General features: G+C 68.6%; 24 protein-coding genes. 22 read left to right on the top strand and 2 right to left on the bottom strand.

The genetic code is table 11. The features are described from left to right. The first annotated feature begins 35 nt into the window (after positions 1–35). The 8 genes from ACVCL3_RS00630 (at position 36) to ACVCL3_RS00665 (ending at position 8,748) form a co-directional block, all read left to right on the top strand. On the top strand, positions 36–2,345 hold the full coding sequence (locus tag ACVCL3_RS00630) for a FimV/HubP family polar landmark protein (protein ID WP_447100174.1): 2,310 nt from the start codon (positions 36–38) through the stop codon (positions 2,343–2,345). Positions 2,346–2,465: 120 nt separating this feature from the next. Next, positions 2,466–3,248, top strand: a complete 783-nt coding sequence (gene truA / locus ACVCL3_RS00635; protein WP_447098692.1) for a tRNA pseudouridine(38-40) synthase TruA — start codon at positions 2,466–2,468, stop codon at positions 3,246–3,248. Further along, entirely contained in the window at positions 3,245–3,886 is a 642-nt protein-coding gene (locus tag ACVCL3_RS00640; RefSeq protein ID WP_447098693.1) for a phosphoribosylanthranilate isomerase, read from the top strand. The genes truA and ACVCL3_RS00640 overlap by 4 nt, the downstream gene beginning before the upstream one ends. Further along, a complete protein-coding gene (locus tag ACVCL3_RS00645) occupies positions 3,874–4,878 on the top strand; it encodes a cupin-like domain-containing protein (protein ID WP_447098694.1) in 1,005 nt (334 codons plus the stop codon). Before ACVCL3_RS00640 ends, ACVCL3_RS00645 begins: the two co-directional genes overlap by 13 nt. A gap of 58 nt (positions 4,879–4,936) precedes the next feature. Beyond that, the gene (gene trpB / locus ACVCL3_RS00650; RefSeq protein WP_395119031.1) at positions 4,937–6,148 is read left to right on the top strand and encodes a tryptophan synthase subunit beta; all 1,212 of its coding nucleotides are present in this window, start codon (positions 4,937–4,939) and stop codon (positions 6,146–6,148) included. A 113-nt stretch (positions 6,149–6,261) separates the two neighbouring features. Then, positions 6,262–7,062 carry a tryptophan synthase subunit alpha gene (gene trpA / locus ACVCL3_RS00655; protein WP_447100175.1) on the top strand — a complete coding sequence of 267 codons (801 nt, stop codon included), beginning with the start codon at positions 6,262–6,264 and terminating at the stop codon, positions 7,060–7,062. A gap of 40 nt (positions 7,063–7,102) precedes the next feature. Further along, the gene (gene accD / locus ACVCL3_RS00660; RefSeq protein ID WP_395119027.1) at positions 7,103–7,972 is read left to right on the top strand and encodes an acetyl-CoA carboxylase, carboxyltransferase subunit beta; all 870 of its coding nucleotides are present in this window, start codon (positions 7,103–7,105) and stop codon (positions 7,970–7,972) included. 341 nt (positions 7,973–8,313) lie between these two features. Then, a complete protein-coding gene (locus ACVCL3_RS00665) occupies positions 8,314–8,748 on the top strand; it encodes a DUF4399 domain-containing protein (protein WP_447100176.1) in 435 nt (144 codons plus the stop codon). Between the two features lie 21 nt (positions 8,749–8,769). Here the strand turns inward: ACVCL3_RS00665 and ACVCL3_RS00670 are convergent, their stop codons facing one another. After that, positions 8,770–9,573, bottom strand: coding sequence for a transporter (locus ACVCL3_RS00670; protein ID WP_447100177.1), 804 nt, complete (start codon positions 9,571–9,573; stop codon positions 8,770–8,772). A gap of 26 nt (positions 9,574–9,599) precedes the next feature. Between ACVCL3_RS00670 and gltX the strand changes: the two genes are divergently transcribed. The 14 genes from gltX (at position 9,600) to hisIE (ending at position 20,352) form a co-directional block, all read left to right on the top strand. Beyond that, positions 9,600–11,000, top strand: a complete 1,401-nt coding sequence (gltX, locus tag ACVCL3_RS00675) for a glutamate--tRNA ligase (protein ID WP_447100178.1) — start codon at positions 9,600–9,602, stop codon at positions 10,998–11,000. A 35-nt stretch (positions 11,001–11,035) separates the two neighbouring features. Continuing rightward, positions 11,036–11,314, top strand: a complete 279-nt coding sequence (locus ACVCL3_RS00680) for a hypothetical protein (RefSeq protein WP_447098700.1) — start codon at positions 11,036–11,038, stop codon at positions 11,312–11,314. Positions 11,315–11,329: 15 nt separating this feature from the next. Then, a complete protein-coding gene (locus tag ACVCL3_RS00685; protein ID WP_395119017.1) occupies positions 11,330–11,845 on the top strand; it encodes a transcriptional repressor in 516 nt (171 codons plus the stop codon). Positions 11,846–11,940: 95 nt separating this feature from the next. After that, positions 11,941–12,372, top strand: a complete 432-nt coding sequence (locus tag ACVCL3_RS00690) for a MerC domain-containing protein (RefSeq protein ID WP_395119015.1) — start codon at positions 11,941–11,943, stop codon at positions 12,370–12,372. A 93-nt stretch (positions 12,373–12,465) separates the two neighbouring features. Next, positions 12,466–12,627 (top strand): 30S ribosomal protein THX, encoded by a 162-nt coding sequence (locus tag ACVCL3_RS00695; protein WP_395119013.1) that lies wholly within the window; start codon positions 12,466–12,468, stop codon positions 12,625–12,627. Between the two features lie 218 nt (positions 12,628–12,845). Further along, positions 12,846–13,181 carry a YerC/YecD family TrpR-related protein gene (locus tag ACVCL3_RS00700; RefSeq protein ID WP_395119011.1) on the top strand — a complete coding sequence of 112 codons (336 nt, stop codon included), beginning with the start codon at positions 12,846–12,848 and terminating at the stop codon, positions 13,179–13,181. Next, on the top strand, positions 13,178–14,071 hold the full coding sequence (gene hisG, locus ACVCL3_RS00705; protein WP_395119009.1) for an ATP phosphoribosyltransferase: 894 nt from the start codon (positions 13,178–13,180) through the stop codon (positions 14,069–14,071). The genes ACVCL3_RS00700 and hisG overlap by 4 nt, the downstream gene beginning before the upstream one ends. 28 nt (positions 14,072–14,099) lie before the next feature. After that, positions 14,100–15,398 (top strand): histidinol dehydrogenase, encoded by a 1,299-nt coding sequence (hisD, locus tag ACVCL3_RS00710; protein WP_447100179.1) that lies wholly within the window; start codon positions 14,100–14,102, stop codon positions 15,396–15,398. Continuing rightward, positions 15,395–16,462 carry a histidinol-phosphate transaminase gene (gene hisC, locus ACVCL3_RS00715; RefSeq protein WP_447100180.1) on the top strand — a complete coding sequence of 356 codons (1,068 nt, stop codon included), beginning with the start codon at positions 15,395–15,397 and terminating at the stop codon, positions 16,460–16,462. Before hisD ends, hisC begins: the two co-directional genes overlap by 4 nt. Then, entirely contained in the window at positions 16,459–17,526 is a 1,068-nt protein-coding gene (gene hisB, locus ACVCL3_RS00720) for a bifunctional histidinol-phosphatase/imidazoleglycerol-phosphate dehydratase HisB (protein WP_447100181.1), read from the top strand. The genes hisC and hisB overlap by 4 nt, the downstream gene beginning before the upstream one ends. Further along, positions 17,526–18,116, top strand: coding sequence for an imidazole glycerol phosphate synthase subunit HisH (gene hisH, locus ACVCL3_RS00725; RefSeq protein WP_447100182.1), 591 nt, complete (start codon positions 17,526–17,528; stop codon positions 18,114–18,116). The genes hisB and hisH overlap by 1 nt, the downstream gene beginning before the upstream one ends. Next, entirely contained in the window at positions 18,113–18,841 is a 729-nt protein-coding gene (hisA, locus tag ACVCL3_RS00730; protein WP_447100183.1) for a 1-(5-phosphoribosyl)-5-[(5-phosphoribosylamino)methylideneamino]imidazole-4-carboxamide isomerase, read from the top strand. The genes hisH and hisA overlap by 4 nt, the downstream gene beginning before the upstream one ends. Further along, positions 18,835–19,608: an imidazole glycerol phosphate synthase subunit HisF gene (gene hisF / locus ACVCL3_RS00735; RefSeq protein WP_395118997.1), complete on the top strand. Its 774-nt coding sequence runs from the start codon at positions 18,835–18,837 to the stop codon at positions 19,606–19,608. Before hisA ends, hisF begins: the two co-directional genes overlap by 7 nt. Positions 19,609–19,719: 111 nt before the next feature. Continuing rightward, positions 19,720–20,352: a bifunctional phosphoribosyl-AMP cyclohydrolase/phosphoribosyl-ATP diphosphatase HisIE gene (hisIE, locus tag ACVCL3_RS00740; protein ID WP_395118995.1), complete on the top strand. Its 633-nt coding sequence runs from the start codon at positions 19,720–19,722 to the stop codon at positions 20,350–20,352. Between the two features lie 22 nt (positions 20,353–20,374). Here hisIE and ACVCL3_RS00745 read toward each other — a convergent pair whose 3' ends face one another. Beyond that, positions 20,375–21,223, bottom strand: a complete 849-nt coding sequence (locus ACVCL3_RS00745) for an MliC family protein (RefSeq protein WP_447100184.1) — start codon at positions 21,221–21,223, stop codon at positions 20,375–20,377. Positions 21,224–21,284: the final 61 nt, after the last annotated feature.

Genomic DNA, 21,284 nt, shown 5'->3' on the forward strand with positions numbered 1-21,284 from the left:
CAAGAAAGCGTCAGGGATCGCTCGGGGGAACATGCATGAATCGTTCGTTGAAATTGTCGATGCTGGTGGCGCTGGCGCTGGGGAGCAGCCAGCTCCTGGCCGTGGACATGGGCCAGGTCCAGGTCAAATCGGCATTGGGACAGCCGCTGCTGGCCGAGATTCCGCTGCACCCGGCCAGTCCGGCCGAGTTGCAGGGTCTCAAGGTGAAACTGGCCTCCAGCGAGCAGTTTGCCCGGGCCGGCATCGTCGGCGGGCGCACCGACATTCCGCTGCACTTCAGCGTTGCCACCGGCGCGCACCCGGTGATCCGCATCACCAGCAGCGAACCGGTGAACGATCCCTATCTCGACCTCCTCATTGAAGTGGACGGCAAGGACGGCCCCAGCGTGCGCGAGTACGCGATCCTGCTCGATCCACCCGGCTCGCACCCGGTCGCGGCAACCCCCGCGCCGGCGCCAGTGGCGGCGCCGCGCCCGGCCAGCCCGGCGCCGCGCCCTGCGCAGCGCGCTCCCGCCCCGGCGCCGCAAGCGGCGGCGGCTACCCGCACTCCGGCTCCCGCTGCCGTCGAGAACGGCCGTCTCGGTCCGGTGCAGAGCGGCCAGACACTGTCGGGCATCGCCCGCAGCGTGACGCCGACCGGCGTCGACGTGCGCCAGATGATGCTGGCCCTGCAGCAGGCCAATCCGGACGCCTTCTATCGCGACAACATCAACGCGCTCAAGAGCGGCGCGGTATTGCGCGTGCCCAGCGCCTCCGAGGCGCAGGCCATGAGCCTGGCCGCGGCGGCCGCCGAGGTGAGCCGGCAGAACAGCGACTGGCGCGCCGGCACGCCGGGCAAGCCCGCGGTGGTGGCCGATGCGGCAACGCGCGCTTCCTCCTCCGGCTCGCCCACCACCGGCGCGGCCGACAACGAGGACCGGCTGGCGCTGGTGCCTCCGCAGGCCGGCACCGCCGGCGGCGGGCAGTCATCCGGCAAGACCGACCAGTCCTCTGCCAGCCTGCGCGAGGAATTGCTGCGCTCCCGCGAAAGCGTGGCCAGCCTGAAGCAGCAGAGCGGCGACCTGAAGGCGCGGCTGAAAGACCTCACCGACATCAACGCCAAGAACGAACACCTGCTGTCGCTGAAGGACAGCGAGATCGCCGAGTTGCAGGCCAAGCTGGCCGCTGCACGCAAGGGCACCGGCGCGCCGGCAACCGCTCCCGTGGCTGCGAGCACGGTAGCGGAACCCGCAGCGCTCGCGCCGGCGGTGGCCAGCGCCGGCAGCAGCGCCGAGGCCAGCGAGAGCCCGGTGGCCTCGGCCTCCTCCGGCGCGGCGACCTCGGCATCGGTGGCAGCGGCAGGCACCGCGTTCGCGCCGGCCGGTTCGGCCTCGCTGGCTACTGCCAGTGCGACACCGGCTGCTGCGGCCACGGTTGCGGCCGAACCTGCGTCCGCACCCGCGCCCGCGCCCGCCCCGGCACGCGTGGTCGAGCAACCCTGGTACATGCAGACTTGGGCCTGGGCCGCAGCGGCCGGCGCGGTCATCGTGTTGATTCTGCTTGCCGTTCTCGGTCGCCGCCGCAAGCCTGCGGCCGCCGCCAAGACGGGGGGAGCCTCGCTGGCCGATCGTTTCGGCGCCACGCCGCCGGCAGGCGAGGGCGACGACGATCTGCTGGCCGATGGCGATACCGACCAGGAGCAACTGCTCGACCAGCTGGCCGAGCATCCGGACGACATCTACCTGCATCTGGAACTGGTCACGCTGTACTACTCGCGCCGCGACGTGGAGCGTTTCGAGGCCGCGGCCGAAGCGATGCACGCCCACATCACCGACCCGGAACAGGACGAGTGGCAGGACGTGGTGCACATGGGCGAGGATCTCGCGCCGGGGCATCCGTTGTTCGACCATCATGCGGAGCCTGCCGACGTCGAGTCCGAGGCGACGCAGGCGTTCGACATCGACGACTACGCCGACGACAGCGACGCACCCACCGTGGTTTCCCCGCTGCCGCCGGCGCTGCCGACCGGCACGAAGAAAGTCACCGAGTACAGCTTCGATTTCGACCTGACCCAGCCCGCAGCCGGTGGTTCGCGCACGACGCCGCCGGCGGCCGCGGACGACATTACCGTGGTCAAGCCGCACGCCGAGCCGAAGGCTTCCTGGGATGCGCCGGAAACCGGCGCGTCCGCCGCGGAGTCGGCTGAGTTCAGCGACGATCCGGTCGATACCAAACTCGACCTGGCGCGCGCCTATCTCGACATGGGCGATGCCGATGGCGCCCGCGCGATGCTGGGCGAAGTGCTCAAGGAAGGCAGCCAGATGCAGCGCGACGTGGCGCGCAAGCTGCTCGACGGTCTGGGCTGAGATCGCATCGCGAACGGGACGGAACCGGGCCGGCCTTGCCGGCCCGATTTCTTTTCGGCGGGCATGACGTCGGTGCCTGCCTGCTAATCTTCGACGCTTCCTTCCGGATCTGCGGCATCCATGCGCATCGCCCTCGGCATCGAGTATGACGGCACCGATTTCTTCGGCTGGCAACGCCTGACCGAAGGGCCGAGCGTGCAGGGCGCAGTGGAGGAGGCCTTGTCGAAAGTGGCGGCCCATCCGGTGCTGGTCAGTTGCGCAGGACGCACCGACGCCGGCGTCCACGGCCGCTGCCAGGTGGTGCATTTCGATACCGATGCACGCCGCGAATTGCGCGGCTGGGTGCTGGGCGCGTGCTCGAACCTGCCGGCCAGCGTGGCCGTGTTGTGGGCGCAACCGGTGCCGGACAGCTTCCACGCGCGCTTCTCCGCGCGCAGCCGCCGTTATCGCTATCACATCCTCAACCGGCCGGTGCGCGCCGCGCTGGACGCGCGCTACGTCACCTGGGAGCGCCTGCCGCTGGACGCGCAGCGCATGCACGAAGCCGCGCAATCCTTGCTGGGCGAGCACGACTTCAGCGCATTCCGGGCGCTGTCGTGCCAGGCGCCGCACCCGCGGCGCTCGGTGCTCGAGATCAGCGTTCGCCGCGAGGGCGAGCACGTCATGCTGGAGATCGAGGCCAATGCCTTCCTGCACCACATGGTGCGCAACATCGCGGGTTCGCTGCTGCTGGTCGGTCGCGGCGAGCAGCCGGTGGAATGGATGGCCGAACTGCTCGCCGGCCGCGACCGCCAGGTGGCCGGACCGACTGCACCGGCCTCGGGGCTGACCTTCATCGGCCCGCGCTACGAGGCACACTGGGGCCTGCCCACCGAAGTCTGCCTGACGGGAGCCGGCCCGTGACCCGCATCAAATGCTGTGGCATGACCCGCGTCGAGGATGCGCTGCTCGCCGCGCGGCTCGGCGCCGATGCGATCGGCCTGGTGTTCACCGCGCGCAGCAAGCGGCAGGTGACGCTGGCGCGTGCGCGCGAGATCGTCGCGGCGCTGCCGCCGTTCATCGCCACGGTGGCCCTGTTCATGGACGACGCGGCGGCGCTGGTGCGGCAGGTGGTCGATGAAGTCGATCCCGCGCTGCTGCAGTTCCATGGCGATGAGGGCGACGACTGGTGCGCACGGTTCGACCGCCCCTTCGTCAAGGCGATCGCGATGGGCGATGGCGCTGCCGCGCTTCCGCGCCTGCGCGATTACCCGCGCGCCGCCGGCCTGTTGCTGGACGGCCATGCACCCGGCGAGGCGGGCGGCAGCGGCAAGGCGTTCGACTGGTCGTTGCTGCCCGGCAATCTGGCGCAGCCGCTGATCCTGGCCGGTGGCCTGCACGCCGGCAACGTGGGCGATGCGGTGCGCGCGGCACGTCCGTGGGCGGTGGATGTGGCCAGCGGAGTGGAATCGGCACCGGGGATCAAGGACGCGGCGCGGCTCGAAGCCTTCATCCGCGCGGTGCGCGCGGCCGACGCGGAGCAGGCGGCATGCCGGGAGTGATCGAGGAATATCGCGGCGCCGGGCAGGCACTCGAACTCGCGGGCCTGGTGGATCGTGCCCGCCCGCTGGTGATCCGCGGCCTCTGCCGCGACTGGCCGATGGTGGCGTGGTCGCGGCGGTCGGACACCGCCTTTGCGCAAGGCCTGGCGAAGCTGGACAACGGCCGCGAGGTCGACGCGCTGCTGATGCCGGCAGGCGAGGGCGGCGTGATCGGCTACAACGCGAATGTCGACGGTTTCAACTACGCGCATCACCGCGTCTCGATCACCCGGGGCCTGCAGCGGCTGGCGGCCTACAGCCGCCAGGACAATCCGCCGGGGCTGGCGATGCAGAGCGCGCTGATCGCCGACTGCCTGCCCGGACTGCTGGAGGATCATGCGGTTCCCTTCATCGACAAGGCGATCCAGCCGCGCATCTGGATCGGCAACAAGGTCACCACGCCGGCGCATTTCGACGAGTACCACAACGTCGCCTGTGTGGCGTGCGGGGTGCGGCGCTTCACCCTGTTCGCCCCGGAGCAGGTGCGCAATCTCTATGTCGGTCCGCTGGATTTCGCGCCGACCGGCGCGGCGATCGGCATGGCGCGGCTGGATCGTCCCGACGATCCGCGTTATCCGCGCTTGAAAGATGCGCTGGCCGCGGCTCAGGTGGCCGAACTGCATCCTGGCGACGCGATCTACATCCCGCCGATGTGGTGGCACCACGTCGAGTCGCTGGAGCAGATCAATGCGCTGGTGAACTACTGGTGGAAACCGGTGCCGGCCGGGGGCGACGCACCGGCCACGGCGCTGGGCTGCCTGATGCACTGCATCCTCGTGTTCCGCGCGTTGCCGCCGGCGGAGCGGGCGGCGTGGAAAGGCCTGCTGGATCACTACGTCTTCGGCGACGACGACCCCGCCGCGCACATCCCCGCCGAGCGGCGCGGGATACTCGGCGCGCTCACGCCGGGGCAACTGGCCGAGTTCCGGGAAACCATCCGGCGTTATCTGTGAACTATCCGCTAAGATGGTCGCTTGCCGCAGTGCGGCATGCCCATCCCCGAGTGACCCCATGAGCAAGATTGCGGACTTCAACCTCTACCCCGACGCCCATGGCCGCTTCGGCGAGTATGGCGGCAGCTATGTCGCCGAGACGCTGATGGCGCCGTTGGCCGAGTTGAGCGAGGCTTACGAACGGCTGAGCACCGATCCGGCTTTCCTCGCGGAACTGGATCGCGACCTGCAGCACTACGTCGGCCGGCCCAGCCCGATCTACCACGCCGAACGGCTGTCGCGGCAGGTTGGCGGCGCGCGCATTCTGTTCAAGCGCGAGGACCTCAACCACACCGGCGCGCACAAGATCAACAACACCATCGGCCAGGCGCTGGTGGCGCGGCACATGGGCAAGCAGCGCGTCATCGCGGAAACCGGCGCCGGTCAACATGGCGTAGCCACGGCCACGGTAGCGGCGCGCTTCGGCATGCGCTGCGTGGTGTACATGGGTGCGGTCGACATCGAGCGGCAGAAGATCAACGTCTACCGCATGAAGCTGCTCGGCGCCGAGGTGGTGCCGGTGACTTCCGGTTCGAAGACGTTGAAGGATGCGTTGAACGAGGCGATGCGCGACTGGGTCACCAACGTGGCCGACACCTTCTACATCATCGGCACCGTGGCCGGTCCGCATCCGTATCCGAAGATGGTGCGCGACTTCAATGCCGTCGTGGGGCGCGAGGCACGCGCGCAGATGCTGGCGCAATACGGCCGCCTGCCCGACGTGCTGACCGCCTGCGTCGGCGGCGGCTCCAATGCCATCGGCCTGTTCCATGCCTTCCTCAACGACGCCGACGTGCGCATCGTCGGCGCCGAGGCGGCAGGCGAGGGGATCGCCACCGGTCATCATGCCGCCTCGCTGGCGGCCGGCCGTCCCGGCGTGCTGCATGGCAACCGCACCTACGTGCTGTGCGACGACAACGGCCAGATCACCGAGACGCATTCGGTCTCCGCCGGCCTCGACTATCCCGGTGTGGGGCCGGAGCATGCCTTCCTGAAGGATGCCGGTCGCGCCGAGTACGTCGGCATCACCGACGACGAGGCGCTGGAGGCGTTCCACCTGCTGGCGCGCACCGAAGGCATCCTGGCCGCCCTGGAATCCAGCCACGCGGTGGCGCAGGCGATCAAGCTGGCGCGCGAGTTGCCCAAAGACGGCATCGTGCTGTGCAACCTGTCCGGCCGCGGCGACAAGGACGTGCACACGATCGCGGCGCGCGAGGGAGTGAGCGTGTAGCGAGGAGTGAGTGGAGAGGAGTGAGAAGTGAGAGGAAGTCTCGCACTCCAGAACCGCTCAGACCCGCCCGAGCTCTCTTTCACTTCTCACTTCTCATTACTCACTCCTGTCTTATGAGCCGCATCGACACCCGCTTCGCCCAACTCAAGGCCACCGGCCGCACCGGCCTGATCCCGTTCGTCACCGCGGGCGATCCCTCGCCGCAGCACATGGTGGCGATGATGCATGCGCTGGTGGAATCGGGGGCGGACCTTATCGAGCTGGGCGTGCCGTTTTCCGATCCGATGGCAGACGGCCCGGTGATCCAGCACGCCAGTGAGCGGGCGATCGCCAAGGGCGTCGGTCTCGCGCAGGTGCTGGGCTGGGTGCATGCATTTCGCGAACGCGATGCGGAAACCCCGGTCGTGCTGATGGGCTATCTGAACCCGCTGGAGATCCACGGCTACGCGCGCTTCGCACAGGAGGCCGTGGCGGCCGGCGTCGATGGCGTGCTGCTGGTCGATTGTCCGCTGGAGGAGTCGACCGTGCTGCAGTCGCTGCGCGGGGCGGGGTTGCAGCAGATCCTGCTCGCCGCGCCCACCACCGCACCTGCGCGTATGGCGCAGTTGTGCAGCTCGGCGGAAGGCTTCCTGTATTATGTATCGTTCGCTGGCGTCACCGGAGCGGCGCAGTTGAGCGTCAGCGAGATTGCCGAGCGCGTTGCCGAAGTCAGGAGCCTCGCCGGTACGCCGGTGGCGGTGGGGTTCGGCATTCGCGATGCGGCCAGCGCCGCAGCGATCGGCGGCTTCGCTGACGCGGTCGTCATCGGCAGCGCGCTGGTCGAAAGCCTGGCGGCGGCCACGGACGCGGCGGATATCACGGGTCGTGTGCGCAGTTTCCTGCAGCCGATCCGCGCGGCGCTGGATGCACGCTGAGGCGGTCGACCCGGCCGTCTCGAAAGTTTGAGGTATTGCGATGAACTGGCTGCAGAAGATCATGAACCCGCGTACCCGCACGCTCCCTTCGGGCGGCGGCAAGGGCTCGGTGCCCGAGGGCGTGTGGGAGAAATGCGCGGGCTGCGGCACCGTGCTGTACCGGCCCGAACTGGAACGCAACCTGATGGTGTGTCCCAAGTGCGGCCACCATCACTACATCAGCGCACGGGCGCGCCTGGGCGCGCTGCTGGACGAAGGTTCCGGCCAGGAACTGTGGGCCAGCATGGAACCGGCCGACCCGCTGAAGTTCCGCGATTCGAAAAAGTATCGCGACCGCATCATCGCCACCCAGAAGAAACTGGGCGAGAAGGACGCCATGGTCGCGATGAGCGGCCGCTTGAAGGGACGTCCGTTGATGGCGGTGGCGTTCGAGTTTGCCTACATGGGCGGTTCGATGGGGTCGGTGGTGGGCGAGAAGTTCGCCCGCGCCGCCGAACGTGCGCTGGCCGACAAGAGCGCGCTGGTGTGTTTCTCCGCCACTGGCGGTGCGCGCATGCAGGAGGCGCTGTTCTCGCTGATGCAGATGGCCAAGACCTCGGCCGCGCTGGCGCGTCTGCGCGATGCCGGCGTGCCGTACATCAGCGTGCTGACCAACCCGACCACCGGTGGTGTCTCGGCCAGCCTGGCGATGCTGGGCGACATCAACATCGGCGAGCCCAAGGCGCTGATCGGCTTTGCCGGTCCGCGCGTGATCGAGCAGACCGTGCGCGAGACGCTGCCGGAAGGCTTCCAGCGTTCGGAGTTCCTGCTTGACCACGGTGCGATCGACCTGATCGTCGACCGCCGCGAGATGCGCGACAAGCTTGCCGACCTGTTCGGCATCCTGACCCGGGCCGATCGCGCGGCCTGAGCGTGCGTCGCGCGTCGCGGAGCGATGCCGCCCACGGGCGGCATCGTCGTATCGCGGGCCGGGTTTTCCACAGCTTCTGTGCGCCGTCGCTGTACAAGCCTGTGGACAACCGCGCTTCGTCCTTTGCCGGCAATGACTTGCCACGCCTTGATGATTTTCTGAGCAACGGCGCGAGAGTTTTCCACAGCGACTGTGGAGCACGTTCGGCAAAGCCTGTGGACAAATTCGCTATCTGCTTGAGCGCAAAGGCAGCCACGACGGCGTGAGCATATTGCGCACAGTGGGCGGCGGCGCGGTGCAGCGCTTACACTGGGAGTTCCCCTTTGCTGGAGGTTCCCTCGATGAATCGCATCCTGCTCATTCTCGCCCTCACCGGTCTGGCCACTGTCGCGATGGCAGCCGAAGCACCTGCGCTGCCGGGCACGTCGGCGCCGGCCGCCGCCAGGGTCTACATCATCTCGCCCGCGGACGGCGCCACCGTCGGCCAGGAATTCACCGTGCGCTTCGGCCTCGAGGGCATGGGCGTGGCGCCAGCGGGCGTGACCAGGGAGCACACCGGCCATCATCACCTGCTGGTCGACGTGAAGACCTTGCCCGCCGCCGGCCAGCCGATTCCGGCCGACGCCAACCACATCCATTTCGGCGGCGGACAGACCCAGACCACGCTGAAGCTGGCCCCGGGTACGCATACTCTGCAACTGGAGCTGGGGGACGCGAATCATGTGCCGTTCGTGCCGGCGGTGGTGTCGAAGAAGATCACCGTCCACGTCAAGTAATCGCGGGGGCGTGCGACGCAATCAGTCGCCGAAGTAGATCGACACGCCCAGATTGCCCTGCCACTGGTTTGCCGAGCCGTGCAGGCGATGGTCGAAGCCCGCGTCCAGTTGCACGCGGGGCGTGACCATCCACTGCACGCCGGCACCGGCGAGGCTGCCGCTGCCCTCGCCGGGCAGGTGCTGCCAGGCGAGTTCGGTGTACAGGGTCAGCGCCGACGACAGCGCATGGCTGTCGTCCAGCGCCACGGTGGGGTTGTCGGCGCCGCCGCGGCGCACGTTCTCCAGGTAAAGGCCCAGCGAGTGGCGCTCGCCGACATCCAGGTTGAACTGCGCGCCGAGCAGGTACTGGCGATGGTCTCCGCGGAACTCCCGCTCGCCGTCGGTGAAGGTGACGCTGCCCAGCAGGCCCCAGCTGAAGCCCGCATGGCTCGACGGCAGCGCCAGCTTCAGCCCCAGCTGGCTGTCGCCGCGGCCTTCCCTGTGCACGCTGCCGCCCGGGCTGGCTTGCCGCAGCACGTTCCAGGAGTCGCTGCCCAATTGCATTTCCAACGGCCCGCCGAGCCCGATGCGCAGCAAGCTGTCGGCGGTGTACTGCGACACGGTGACGCCATCCTGCCGGTCGCGGCTCCAGTCCGGCAGGCCTTGTTCGAGGATTGCCTCGCCAGCGGCCAGCACGCCCGGCGTGAAGCCGTAGCCGGGGCGGTCGAAACCGGGGTTCTCCGCCCTTGCGGGTGCGGCGGCGACAAGCAGCGCCAGCGCGAGCATGGAGGTGGGCAGGGCGCGCATGCGAGGCCGGCGCTGCCCGCGGTATCGGTTAAAATCCATCGTTTCTCCTTGTTGTCCGGAACATCATGGCCGTCCGTACCCGTTTCGCTCCCAGCCCCACCGGCTTCCTGCACATCGGCGGCGCGCGCACCGCGCTGTACTGCTGGCTGGAGGCGCGTCGTCGCGGCGGACAGTTCATTCTGCGCATCGAGGATACCGATCGCGAACGTTCCACCGACGCGGCGGTGCAGGCGATCCTCGACGCCATGCACTGGCTCGGCCTCGATGCCGACGAGGGCCCGTTCTACCAGACCCGGCGACTCGACCGATACAGGCAGGTCGCCGACCAACTGGTCGCCGCCGGCAAGGCCTACTACGCCTACGAGAGCAAGGACGAGATCGAGACGATGCGCGAGGCGGCCATGCAGGCCGGCGAGAAACCGCGCTACAACGGTTACTACCGCGATCGCAACGAGGCGTGCCGCGACGACCCCAACCGGGTGATCCGCTTCCGCAACCCGATCGAAGGCTCGGTGGTATTCGAGGACAAGGTCAAGGGCCGCATCGAGATCGCCAACAGCGAGCTGGACGACCTGGTGATCTTTCGCTCCGATGGCTGGCCGACCTACAACTTCGCCGTGGTGGTCGACGACATCGACATGGGCGTCACCGAGGTGATCCGCGGCGACGACCACGTCAACAACACGCCGCGGCAGATCAACATCTATCACGCGCTCGGCGCGCCGGTGCCGGAGTTCGCGCACCTGCCGATGATCCTGGACAAGGAAGGCAAGAAGCTGTCCAAGCGCACCAACGCGGTCAGCGTGATGGATTATCGCGAGCAGGGTTTCCTGCCCCACGCGATCCTCAACTACCTGGTGCGGCTGGGCTGGTCGCATGGCGATCAGGAGATCTTCTCGCGCGAGGAGATGATCGCGCTGTTCGACATCGCCGACGTCAACAAGGCGGCCTCGCGCTTCGACACCGAGAAGCTGGCGTGGCTGAACCAGCATTACCTGAAGACCGACGAGCCGCAGTCGTTCCTGGCCGAGTTCGAATGGCACCTGCAGCGCGCCGGCGTGGACGTCGCGCAAGGCCCCGCGCCGATCGAGGTCATCGTGGCGCTGCGCGAGCGCGTGCACACGCTGAAGGAAATGGCCGAGCGGGCGAAGATCTGGTACGGCCCGATCACTGCCTGGGACGACAAGGCGGTGGCGAAACATCTCGGCAACGCCAGCGCCCCGGGCGTGCTGGCGGCGGCGAAGACGCTGCTGAGCGCGTGCGAGTGGAAGCCGGCGGCGGTCCACCTGGTCATCGAGCAGGTGGCGGCGCAGCTGGAGTTGGGCATGGGCAAGGTGGCGCAGCCGCTGCGGGTGGCAATGACCGGTACCCAGGTCTCGCCCTCGATCGAGGACACGATCTATCTCACGGGGCGCGAGGAGGCGATCCGCCGCATCGACGCCGCGATGGCCATGACCCATGCCTGAGTTGGCGGCGCGGCGCAGCTGGCGCCAGTCTCCCCGTGGATGAGCTGCTGGCCCGCGCCACCCAGGGCGTCGATCTCGACGCCCCCGGCGCGTTCCGGCACGTCTTCTTCAATCTGTTGAATATGGTGCCCTGGGCAGCCATGTTCTGGTGGAATCTGCTGTTCGTCGCCGTGGGCCTGCTGCTCGGCTGGTGGCGCGGCCGGGTGCTGGAAGCGGTCTTGTGGTCCTGGGTGCTCGGCCCGATCGGCTGGATCGTGATCCTGTGCAGGCCGCGCGGCCAGCCGGCCGTGAAACCGCCGCCGGTGCCGCGCTGAGGCGGGCGGTGGCGGATGTATGATCGAGGCGAGGTGAATGCTTTGAACCACGATGTTGCCGACAACGCGCACGCGCACCACCCGCACCACCATCATGACGCGAAGGGTTTCGTGCGTGCGGTGGAACACGCCAGCGAGGAGCGGGGCCTGCGTCTGACCCCCCTGCGCAAGGAGGTGCTGGAACTGATCGCGGCATCTCGCATACCGGTCAAGGCGTACGAACTGCTCGACCAGCTGCGCGAACAGCACGGCAATGCCGCTCCGCCCACGGTTTATCGCGCGCTGGATTTCCTGCTCGAGAACGGCTTCATCCACAAGCTGGAGTCGATCAACGCCTTCGTCTCCTGCCACCATCCGACCGAGGCGCATCAGGTCCCATTTCTGATCTGCGACAACTGTTCCAGCGCGCAGGAGGTCTGCGACGAACGGGTCGCCGAATTGATCGAGGCGCAGGCCCGCGCGCTGGGTTTCCGGCCGCAGGCGCAGACGCTGGAAGTCCACGGTCTGTGCCGGGCCTGCCGCAAAGCCTGAACGGCGACCATCGCCCGGTAGCGCGACCTATTGTTATAATGTAACATGCCGGCCAGATTCCCCGGCCGCCTCGCGCGGCGACGGCAGGCAGGCAGATGCATTCCGGGCAGGCAGGCACATCGCGTGGATGGCAGAGCGCCGATCGCATCGGCGCGATCGCCTCGTTCCTGTGCGCGATCCACTGTGCCTTGCTGCCCTTCGTCCTGGCCGCGCTGCCACTGGTCGGGCTGGAGTTCCTGGCCGACCATCGCTTCGAGCGGGGTTTCGTGGCGTTTGCCTGCGTGCTGGCGGTGATCGCCCTGGTGCGGGGCTTTCGGCGCCACCAGCAGCCCTTGCCGTTGCTGCTGGCCATCCCGGGGTTGCTCCTGCTGATTTCCGGCGTCACCTGGGCCGAGGGTGGACTGACCCTGGTGCACAGTGCACTGGTCACGTCGGGCGGCCTGCTGTTGGCCGCCGCACACTTCGTCAACCTGCGTCGCGACCGCCGTGTCCAGGTCCACGTGCACGGCCCGCAATGCGCGCATTGAGGCTGGTTGGCGCTGGGCGTGGGTGGCCTATGGCGTTGCCCGCCGCACTGCTATGATGGACGGCCGTACATCCATCGAATCAAGGAGTTCCCCATGGGCAAGGGCGATCGCAAGACCCGCCGCGGCAAGATCTACCGCAGCAGCTACGGCAATACGCGCGCGCACGCGCTGGCCCCGGCCGTGGCCGGCACCAAGCCGACGGTGACCAAGGCGCCGGCGACCCGCAAGGCGGCCCCGCGCAAGAAGTCCGCCTGAGTCGACACGGCTTTCCCGTGTTGCCAGGAACCCCCGCCTCGGCGGGGGTTCCTGTTTTTGGGGCCGGGATGACCGCGCATTCGTCTGTCGAGAGCCGGGATGCGGGCTCCGGGATGCGGGCTCCAGGATGGGGGGGGCGAGCGGCGAGGAACGAGGGGATTGCGGCAGCGCCGCATGGGTGTATGATGCGCGCCACTGTGTTAATGCGTTAGTACATTATGAAGCGTCGATCGCTTGATCCCGAAACACCCGTCGAGTCCGCCGAGCTGAGCCTGTACGAGGCGTTGCTGTCGCTGAAGAACGTCGAGGAAGTTGGCGCGTTCCTCAGCGACCTGTGCACGCCGGCGGAACTTGAAGTGCTGGTGGACCGCTGGCGGGTGGTGCCGTTCCTGCTCGAAGGCGTGTCGTACCGGGAGATCCACGAACGCACTGCGGTCAGCATCACCACGATCGGGCGGGTCGCGCGCTATCTCAACCAGGGCAGCGGCGGCTATCTCGCGGCCGCGGCCCGCGCGGCGCGGCGGCAGGCGCAGGCGGCAAGGAAGAGGGCATGAAGCCGCGCGACCGCCTGCGCATCGCGATGCAGAAATCCGGACGGCTGACCGAGCCGGCGCTGGACCTGCTCAAGCGATGCGGCCTGACCTTCCGGCAAAGCCGCGACAAGCTGTTCTGCTTCGGCGAAGGCGAGCCGGTCGACCTGCTGCTGGTGCGCGACGACGACATCCCCGGCCTGATCGCGCAAGGCGTATGCGACGTCGGCATCGTCGGCCGCAACGTGCTGGGCGAGTTCCAGCTCACTGCCGGGCGCGATGGCGAGCCGCTGGCCGAACTGCGGCCACTCGGCTTCGGACGGTGCCGGTTGTCGATCGCCGTGCCGCAGGAGCTCGACTATTCCGCGCCCGGCGATCTCGCGGGACGGCGCATCGCCACGTCATACCCCGGCCTGCTTGGTGAATGGCTGCGCGCGCAACACATCGACGCCGGCGTGGTGACCCTGGCCGGCTCGGTCGAGATTGCGCCGAAGCTGGGCACGGCCGACGCGATCTGCGACCTGGTGCAGAGCGGCGGCACCCTGGTGGCCAACCAGTTGCGCGAGACCGAGGTGCTGCTGGAGAGCGAGGCGGTGCTGGCCGGGCCGGTGACCCTGCCGGCGGACGAGCGCGGCGACATGCTGGAGTTGTTGCTGAAGCGGCTCGATGGCGTGATCCAGGTGCGCGAATCGCGGCTGCTGCTGTTGCAGACCTCGCGTCACTCGCTGGAGGCAGTCACCCGGTTGCTCCCCGGCGGTCCGCAGCCGACGCTGCTGGCGGTGGCTGGCCAGGCCGACCAGTTGATGCTGCAGGCGTTGTGCGCCGGTGAGGTGAGCTGGCGGCAACTGGAGGAAATCAAGAAGGCCGGCGCACGCGAGATGTTCGTGCTGCCGGTGGAGAAGATGCTGGCATGAAGCAGGGCAGCACGAGGAGTTCGCTTGCATGAAACGTCTGGACTGGAACGCCCTGGACGAAACGGCCCGGCGCGAGGCGCTGGCGCGACCGGCGCAGTCGCGCGCAGACGACGTGCGTCATGGTGTCGAACGGATCGTCGCGGCCGTGCGCAAGGACGGCGACACGGCGTTGCGCGCGCTCAGCGCCCGGTACGATCGCTGCACACTGGATGCACTCGAGGTCGACGAGGCCGAGTTCGTCGCGGCCGAGGCGGCGCTCGATCCCGAATTGAAAGCGGCGATCCGCGAAGCCGCCGCACGCATCGAGTTGTTCCATCGTGCCGCGGCGCTGCGGCCGGTGGCGGTCGACACCGCGCCCGGCGTGCGGGTCGAGCGCATGTTGCGGCCGGTCAACCGGGTGGGCCTGTATGTGCCGGCTGGCAGTGCGCCGCTGCCTTCCACCGCGCTGATGCTGGGCGTGCCGGCGCACATCGCCGGCTGTCGCGAGGTGGTGCTGTGCTCGCCCGCGCGCGCTGACGGGTGCTGCGACGAGGCGGTGCTGTACGCCGCGCGCCTCACCGGCGTGCACAAGGTGTTCAAGCTCGGTGGCGCGCAGGCGATCGCCGCGATGGCCTACGGTACGGAGTCGGTGCCGAAGTGCGACAAGCTGTTCGGCCCCGGCAATGCCTGGGTGACCGAGGCGAAGCTGCAGGTGTCGTCCGACCCGGACGGTGCGGCGATCGACATGCCGGCCGGGCCCTCGGAAGTACTGGTGATCGCCGATGCCGCCGCGAATCCGGTGTTCGTCGCCGCCGACCTGCTGTCGCAGGCCGAGCACGGACCGGATTCGCAGGTGATCCTGCTCAGCGATTCAGTGGAGCTGATCGAGCGCGTGGAGCGTGAGGTCGAACGTCAGTGTGACGGCCTGCCGCGCGCTGACATCGCGCGCCAGGCGCTGGCGCAGAGCCGGTTGATCGCGGTCGACTCGCTGGCGCAGGCGGTCGAGGTGAGCAACCGCTACGCGCCCGAGCACCTGATCCTGCAGGTGGCTGAGCCGCGCGCGCTGCTCGACGGCGTCGACAGTGCCGGCTCGATCTTCCTCGGTCCGTGGACGCCCGAATCGGTGGGCGATTACTGCAGCGGCAGCAATCACGTGCTGCCGACCTACGGCTACGCGCGCAGCTACAGCGGCGTGTCGGTGGCCAGCTACCAGAAGCAGATCAGCGTGCAGGAAGTCAGCGCCGACGGCCTGCGCCGCATCGGCCCGTGTACCGCGACGCTGGCGGCAGCCGAGCAGCTGGAAGCGCACCGCCGCGCAGTGACCCTGCGGCTGGAGGCATTGGCATGAGCGTGCTCGACCTGGCGCGGCCGGAGATCCGCGCGATGCAGCCGTATTCCTCGGCGCGGATGGAGGCCAGCGGCGGCGAGGTCTTCCTCAACGCGAACGAGTCGGCGTGGGCACCGGTGGGTGACGACGGACTCGGCTGCAACCGCTATCCCGAACCGCAGCCCGTCGCATTGGTCGCTGCGCTGGCAGCACTGTATGGCGTGCGGCGCGAACAGTTGCTGGTCGGCCGCGGCAGCGACGAGGCGATCGACCTGCTGCTGCGCGCGTTCTGTCGCGCCGGCCGCGATGCGATCCTGATCCAGCCGCCGACGTTCGGCATGTACGCGGTGTGCGCGCGGGTGCAGGACGCGGGCATCGTCGAGGTGCCGCTGGCGGCGGATGCCGCGCTGAACGTGGACGCGGTGTTGGCCGCGCTGACCCCGGCGGTGAAGCTGGTCTTTGTCTGCACGCCGAACAATCCCACCGGCCAGCCGGTGCCGCGCACCGAGGTCGAGCGGCTGGTGCAGGCGCTGGCCGGCCGCGCGCTGCTGGTAGTGGACGAGGCCTATGTGGAGTTCGCCGACGAAGACAGCGTGGCCGACCTGATCGACCGCTACGACAACCTCGCCGTGCTGCGCACTCTGTCCAAGGCCTGGGCGCTGGCCGGCGCACGCATCGGCAGCCTGCTGGCGAACGCCGGCGTGGTCGCCTTGCTGCGGAAGATCATGGCGCCGTACCCGTTGCCGTTGCCGTGCGTGGACGCGGCGCTGCTGGCGCTGTCCGGCTGGGGCCAGGCGAATGCGCGCGAACACCTCGCCGTCGTGCGTGCGGAGCGCACGCGCATGTGCGAGGCGTTGCGCCGGTTGCCCGGCGTGCGCGAGGTGTTGCCTTCGCAGGCGAACTTCCTTGCCGTCCGCTTCGACGATGCCGCCGACGTCTACCGGCGCCTGCTCGCCGCCGGCATCTTGGTGCGCGACGTGCGCCGCTACCCGAACCTCGCCGACGCGCTGCGCATCACCATCGGCACGCCGGCGGAGAACGAGCGGTTACTGGCCGTGCTGGCTTCGGATCGAGGCATCGCATGACCATCCGCAAGATTCTTTTCGTCGATCGGGACGGCTGCCTGATCGAGGAGCCGGCAGACGAGCAGGTCGACAGCTGGGAGAAGCTGGCCCTGCTGCCCGGAGTGATCGCCGCGTTGCAGCGCTTCGTCGCCGCCGGCTACGCGCTGGTGATGGTGAGCAACCAGGATGGGCTGGGCACCGACAGTTTTCCCGAATCCGACTTCCGTGGCCCCCACGAACTTCTGCTGCGCATCCTCGACTCGCAGGGCATTCGCTTCCGCGAGGTGTTGATCGACCGCAGCCTTCCGCACGAAGGCCTCGACACGCGCAAGCCCGGCGTCGGCATGCTGCGCCACTACCTGGCCGACGACGGCTGGAGCCGCGCCGCCTCAGCGATGGTCGGTGATCGTGAAACCGACCTGCAGCTTGCCGCGAACCTCGGCGTGCGCGGTTTTCGCGTGGGCCTGCAAGGTATCGGCTGGGAGGAGGTGGCGCACCGGCTGCTGGATGCGCCGCGCACCGCCACCGTGGTGCGCCACACGAAAGAGACCCGCATCACCGTCAAGGTCGACCTGGATCGCGCAACCGACCCGCAGGTGCGCACCGGGCTGGGCTTCTTCGACCACATGCTGGAACAGATCGGCAAGCACGGCGGCCTTGCGCTGGAACTCGATTGCGACGGCGACACCCACATCGACGAGCACCACACCATCGAGGATTGCGCGCTGGCACTCGGCCAGGCCCTGAAGCAGGCGCTCGGCGACAAGCGCGGCATCGGTCGCTACGGCTTCACCCTGCCGATGGACGAGGCGCAGGCCAGCGCCGCGCTGGACCTGTCCGGCCGACCGTACTTCGTGTTCGAGGGCAGCTTCCCGCGCGAGCGCGTGGGCGAGGTGCCGACCGAACTGGTGCCGCATTTCTTCCGCTCGCTGTGCGAGACGCTGGGTGCGAACCTGCACCTCGCCGTGCGCGGCGACAACGCGCACCACATGGTGGAAGCCTGCTTCAAGGTCGTGGCGCGCGCCCTTCGCCAGGCGATCGCGCGCTCCGGCAGCGAACTGCCGAGTACCAAGGGCGCGCTGTGATGAGCGTGGTACTGGTCGATGCAGGCGGCACCAATATCGGCTCGGTGCGCTACGCCTTGCAGCGACTTGGCGCAGATGCCGAATTGACCTCGGAGGCTGCCGCGATCCGCGCCGCCGACAAGGTGATCCTGCCCGGCGTGGGTGCGGCCGGACCGGGCATGACGCGGCTGCGCGAGCTGGGTCTGGTCGAGGTCTTGCGTTCGCTGCGCCAGCCCGTGCTCGGCGTATGCCTGGGCATGCAGCTGCTGTGCACGCATTCGGAAGAGGGCGACACCGCATGCCTCTGCCTGATTCCCGCGTCGGTGCGACGCTTCGCCGAGGCTCCCGGTCTGCGTGTGCCGCACATGGGCTGGAATGAGGTGTCGATCCGGCGGGAACATCCGCTGCTGGCCGGGCTGGGCGAGGGCGAGCAGGCCTATTTCGTGCACAGCTACGCGGTACCGGTCGGCGACTGGACTCTGGCCACCGCCGACTACGGCGGCGCGTTCTCGGCGATGGTCGCGCACCGCAACTTCCACGGCATGCAGTTCCATCCCGAACGCTCCGCGGGTGTCGGCGCCCGACTGCTGAAGAACTTTCTCGAACTATGAACTTCGACGTGATTCCCGCGATCGACTTGCGCGGCGGCCAGGTGGTGCGCCTGAAGCAGGGCGACTACGCGCAGCAGACGACCTACGCGGCGGACCCGCGCGAGCTGGCCAGGCGCTACGCCGACGCCGGTGCGCGCTGGCTGCACCTGGTCGACCTGGATGGCGCACGTTCGGGCCGGCTGGACAATCTCGCGGTGATCGCTGCGATCGCCACCGATGGCATGGCGATCCAGGCCGGTGGCGGCGTGCGCGAAGAGGCAGATCTGCAGCGGTTGTTCGATGCCGGCGTGCAGCGCGTGGTGGTTGGCAGCGTGGCGGTGCGCGATCCGGCGCGTGTCGCCGCCTGGCTGGCGAAGTACGGCGCAGAGCGGCTGACCCTCGCGCTGGACACCCGCCACGCGGAGGGACGCTGGGTCCTGCCCAGCGCCGGCTGGACCGAAGTGGAGGCGCGCACGCTGGACGAGCTGGCACCGTGGTACGCAGCACGCGGCGCCCGTCACCTGTTGTGCACCGACATCGATCGCGACGGCATGTTGGCCGGCTTCAATCTCGACCTGTATCGCCACCTCGCGACCAGCGTGCCGCAACTGGCGCTGCAGGCGTCCGGCGGGGTGCGTTCGCTGGACGATATCCGTGCCGCGCGCGATGCCGGCGCGAATGCGGTGATCCTCGGTCGCGCCCTGCTGGAAGGGAGTTTCACCGTGGCGGAGGCGCTGGCGTGCTGAGCCGCCGCATCATTCCCTGCCTCGACGTGCGCAACGGCCAGGTGGTCAAGGGCGTGCGCTTCCGCGACCACGTGGTCATGGGCGAAATCGTCGACCTCGCGCTGCGCTACCGCGACGAAGGCGCCGACGAGCTGGTGTTCTACGACATCACCGCCAGCCCCGAGGGACGCAGCGTGGATCGCAGCTGGGTGGAGAAAGTCGCCCGGGTGATCGATATTCCGTTCTGCGTCGCCGGCGGCATCCGCTCGGTCGACGAGGCACGCGCGGTGCTGCATGCGGGTGCCGACAAGATTTCGGTGAACTCGCCCGCGTTGGCGCGGCCCGCGCTGATCGACGAACTGGCCGCCGCGTTCGGCGTGCAGTGCGTGGTGGTCGGCATCGACTCGTTGCGCGACGGCGACGGCGAATGGCGCGTGCGCCAGTACACCGGCGATCCCGCGAAAATGCAGGCGCTGCCGCGCCGCACGCTGGACTGGATAGTCGAGGCACAGCGGCGGGGTGCCGGCGAGATCGTGCTCAATTGCATGGACAGCGACGGGGTACGCCGCGGCTACGACCTGGACCAATTGCGGGCCGCCCGCGCGATCTGCCAGGTGCCGTTGGTGGCCTCCGGCGGTGCCGGCGCTCCCGAACATTTCCGCGATGCCTTCGTCGAGGCCGACGTGGATGGCGCGCTGGCGGCCAGCGTGTTCCATTCGGGCGCCATTTCGATTCCCGCGTTGAAGCGCTACCTGCAAGCTGAAGGCGTACGGGTGAGGAGTGAGTGAGGAGGAGTGAGAAGTGAGAGACAGCAGAAACCTCACCGCAATGGTGGATCGGATGCTTTCTGTCACTTCTCACTTCTCTCCACTCACTTCTCGCTCCAAGGAGATCAACCCATGACCACCACCCCCGCAATCAACCCCGATGTTCCTGACTGGGCCAAGGGCAATGGCCTGCTGCCGGCGATCGTGCAGCACTGGCTGAGCGGCGAGGTGCTGATGCTCGGCTACATGAATGCCGATGCGCTGGTGCAGACGCAGGCCGATGGCCGCGTCACCTTCTACAGCCGCAGCAAGCAGCGCTTGTGGATGAAGGGCGAGAGCTCCGGCAACGTGCTCGCGCTGAAGTCGATCCGCCTCGACTGTGACGCCGACACCTTGCTGATCCAGGCCGAACCGCACGGCCCCACCTGCCACACCGGCACTTCCAGCTGCTTTGGCGACAGCGCCGACGTGCGCCCGCCGCTGGGTTTCCTCGCCGAACTCGACGCGCTGGTCGCGCAACGCCACGTCGAGCGGCCGACCGGCAGCTACACGACGAAGCTGTTTGACGACGGCATCCGCCGCATCGCGCAGAAGGTGGGCGAGGAGGGCGTGGAAACGGCGCTGGCCGCGGTAGTGCAGGACGACGAGGCGCTGCTGGGTGAAGCAGCGGACCTGCTGTTCCATCTCGTGGTCGTGTTGCGGGCGCGCGGATTGTCGCTGGCGGACGCGATTGCGGTGCTCGCCGACCGGCACCGGGTGCGCTAGCGAGGAGACCGGTCGGTGCAGATCAGGGGGCGCGGCAAGCCACGCCGGCTGCCGACGCGATCTGTTCGCCGGGTTTGAGCTCGGCGAGCCAGGCGTCATGCATGCCCTTGCTCCACCATTGCCAATGCTCGTCCACGTAGCGCGCGCCATCGGCCGAAACCGCCGCGTGCAGCCGATGCGTCTGCGAGTCGAAGTCCAGCATGGCGGTCTGCGTGTCGGGATAGGCGGCCAGCACGGTGCGGCCATCGTCGCAGCGGTAGCGAATGCTGGCCGCGCCGATGGTCCCGGTTGCGCCGGCCACGCGGAACGGGGCGATCGAGTACGTGGATGGCTTGCCGCCGGCGCCGCAGAGTTGGCCGTGGAAGGGTGCGCTCACGGTTCCCGCGCCGATGGCCAGCGTGATGACGGCCGGCGACTCGCAATGGCCGTCGTCGTAGACGTTGCCTGAAACCCAGCGCATGTCGCTCTCCACACTGGCGCCGGGAGCCAGCGTGAGCCGTGGTGGTTGGGCGGCGGGTATTGGCGGGACTTGCGCGGCGATGGCCAGTGTTTGCCGTTGCGCGCCCCGCAAGCCCGGCGCGGGCATGGCGGCGATCGAACAGGCGACTTCGCTTGCGTTGTGCACGACCAGCATGGTGCCGGCATGCGACATCCCGTTGAAGCGGCCGTTGCCGTCGTCCAGCGACAGCTTGAGCTGCGCGGGCACGCATGCGGCGGGGGCGGCGGCTTGCGTCTGGCGTGTCGCGGGCGGCGCTGACGAACAAGCCGACAGCACCAGCAGGGGAATCATGGCTGGCCGCCATGGCGACGAGAACGTCCGGCGCAGGTGGCTCGACATGGCGGGCCTGGTCAGGTGGCTGCGTGCGCTCATGCGGGTCTCCCGCTCAGGAAGGGAGCGCCACGCTAGCAGCCGCTGCAGGTGAAATTCGTGA

This window comes from Rhodanobacter sp. UC4437_H4 (genome assembly GCF_052978425.1).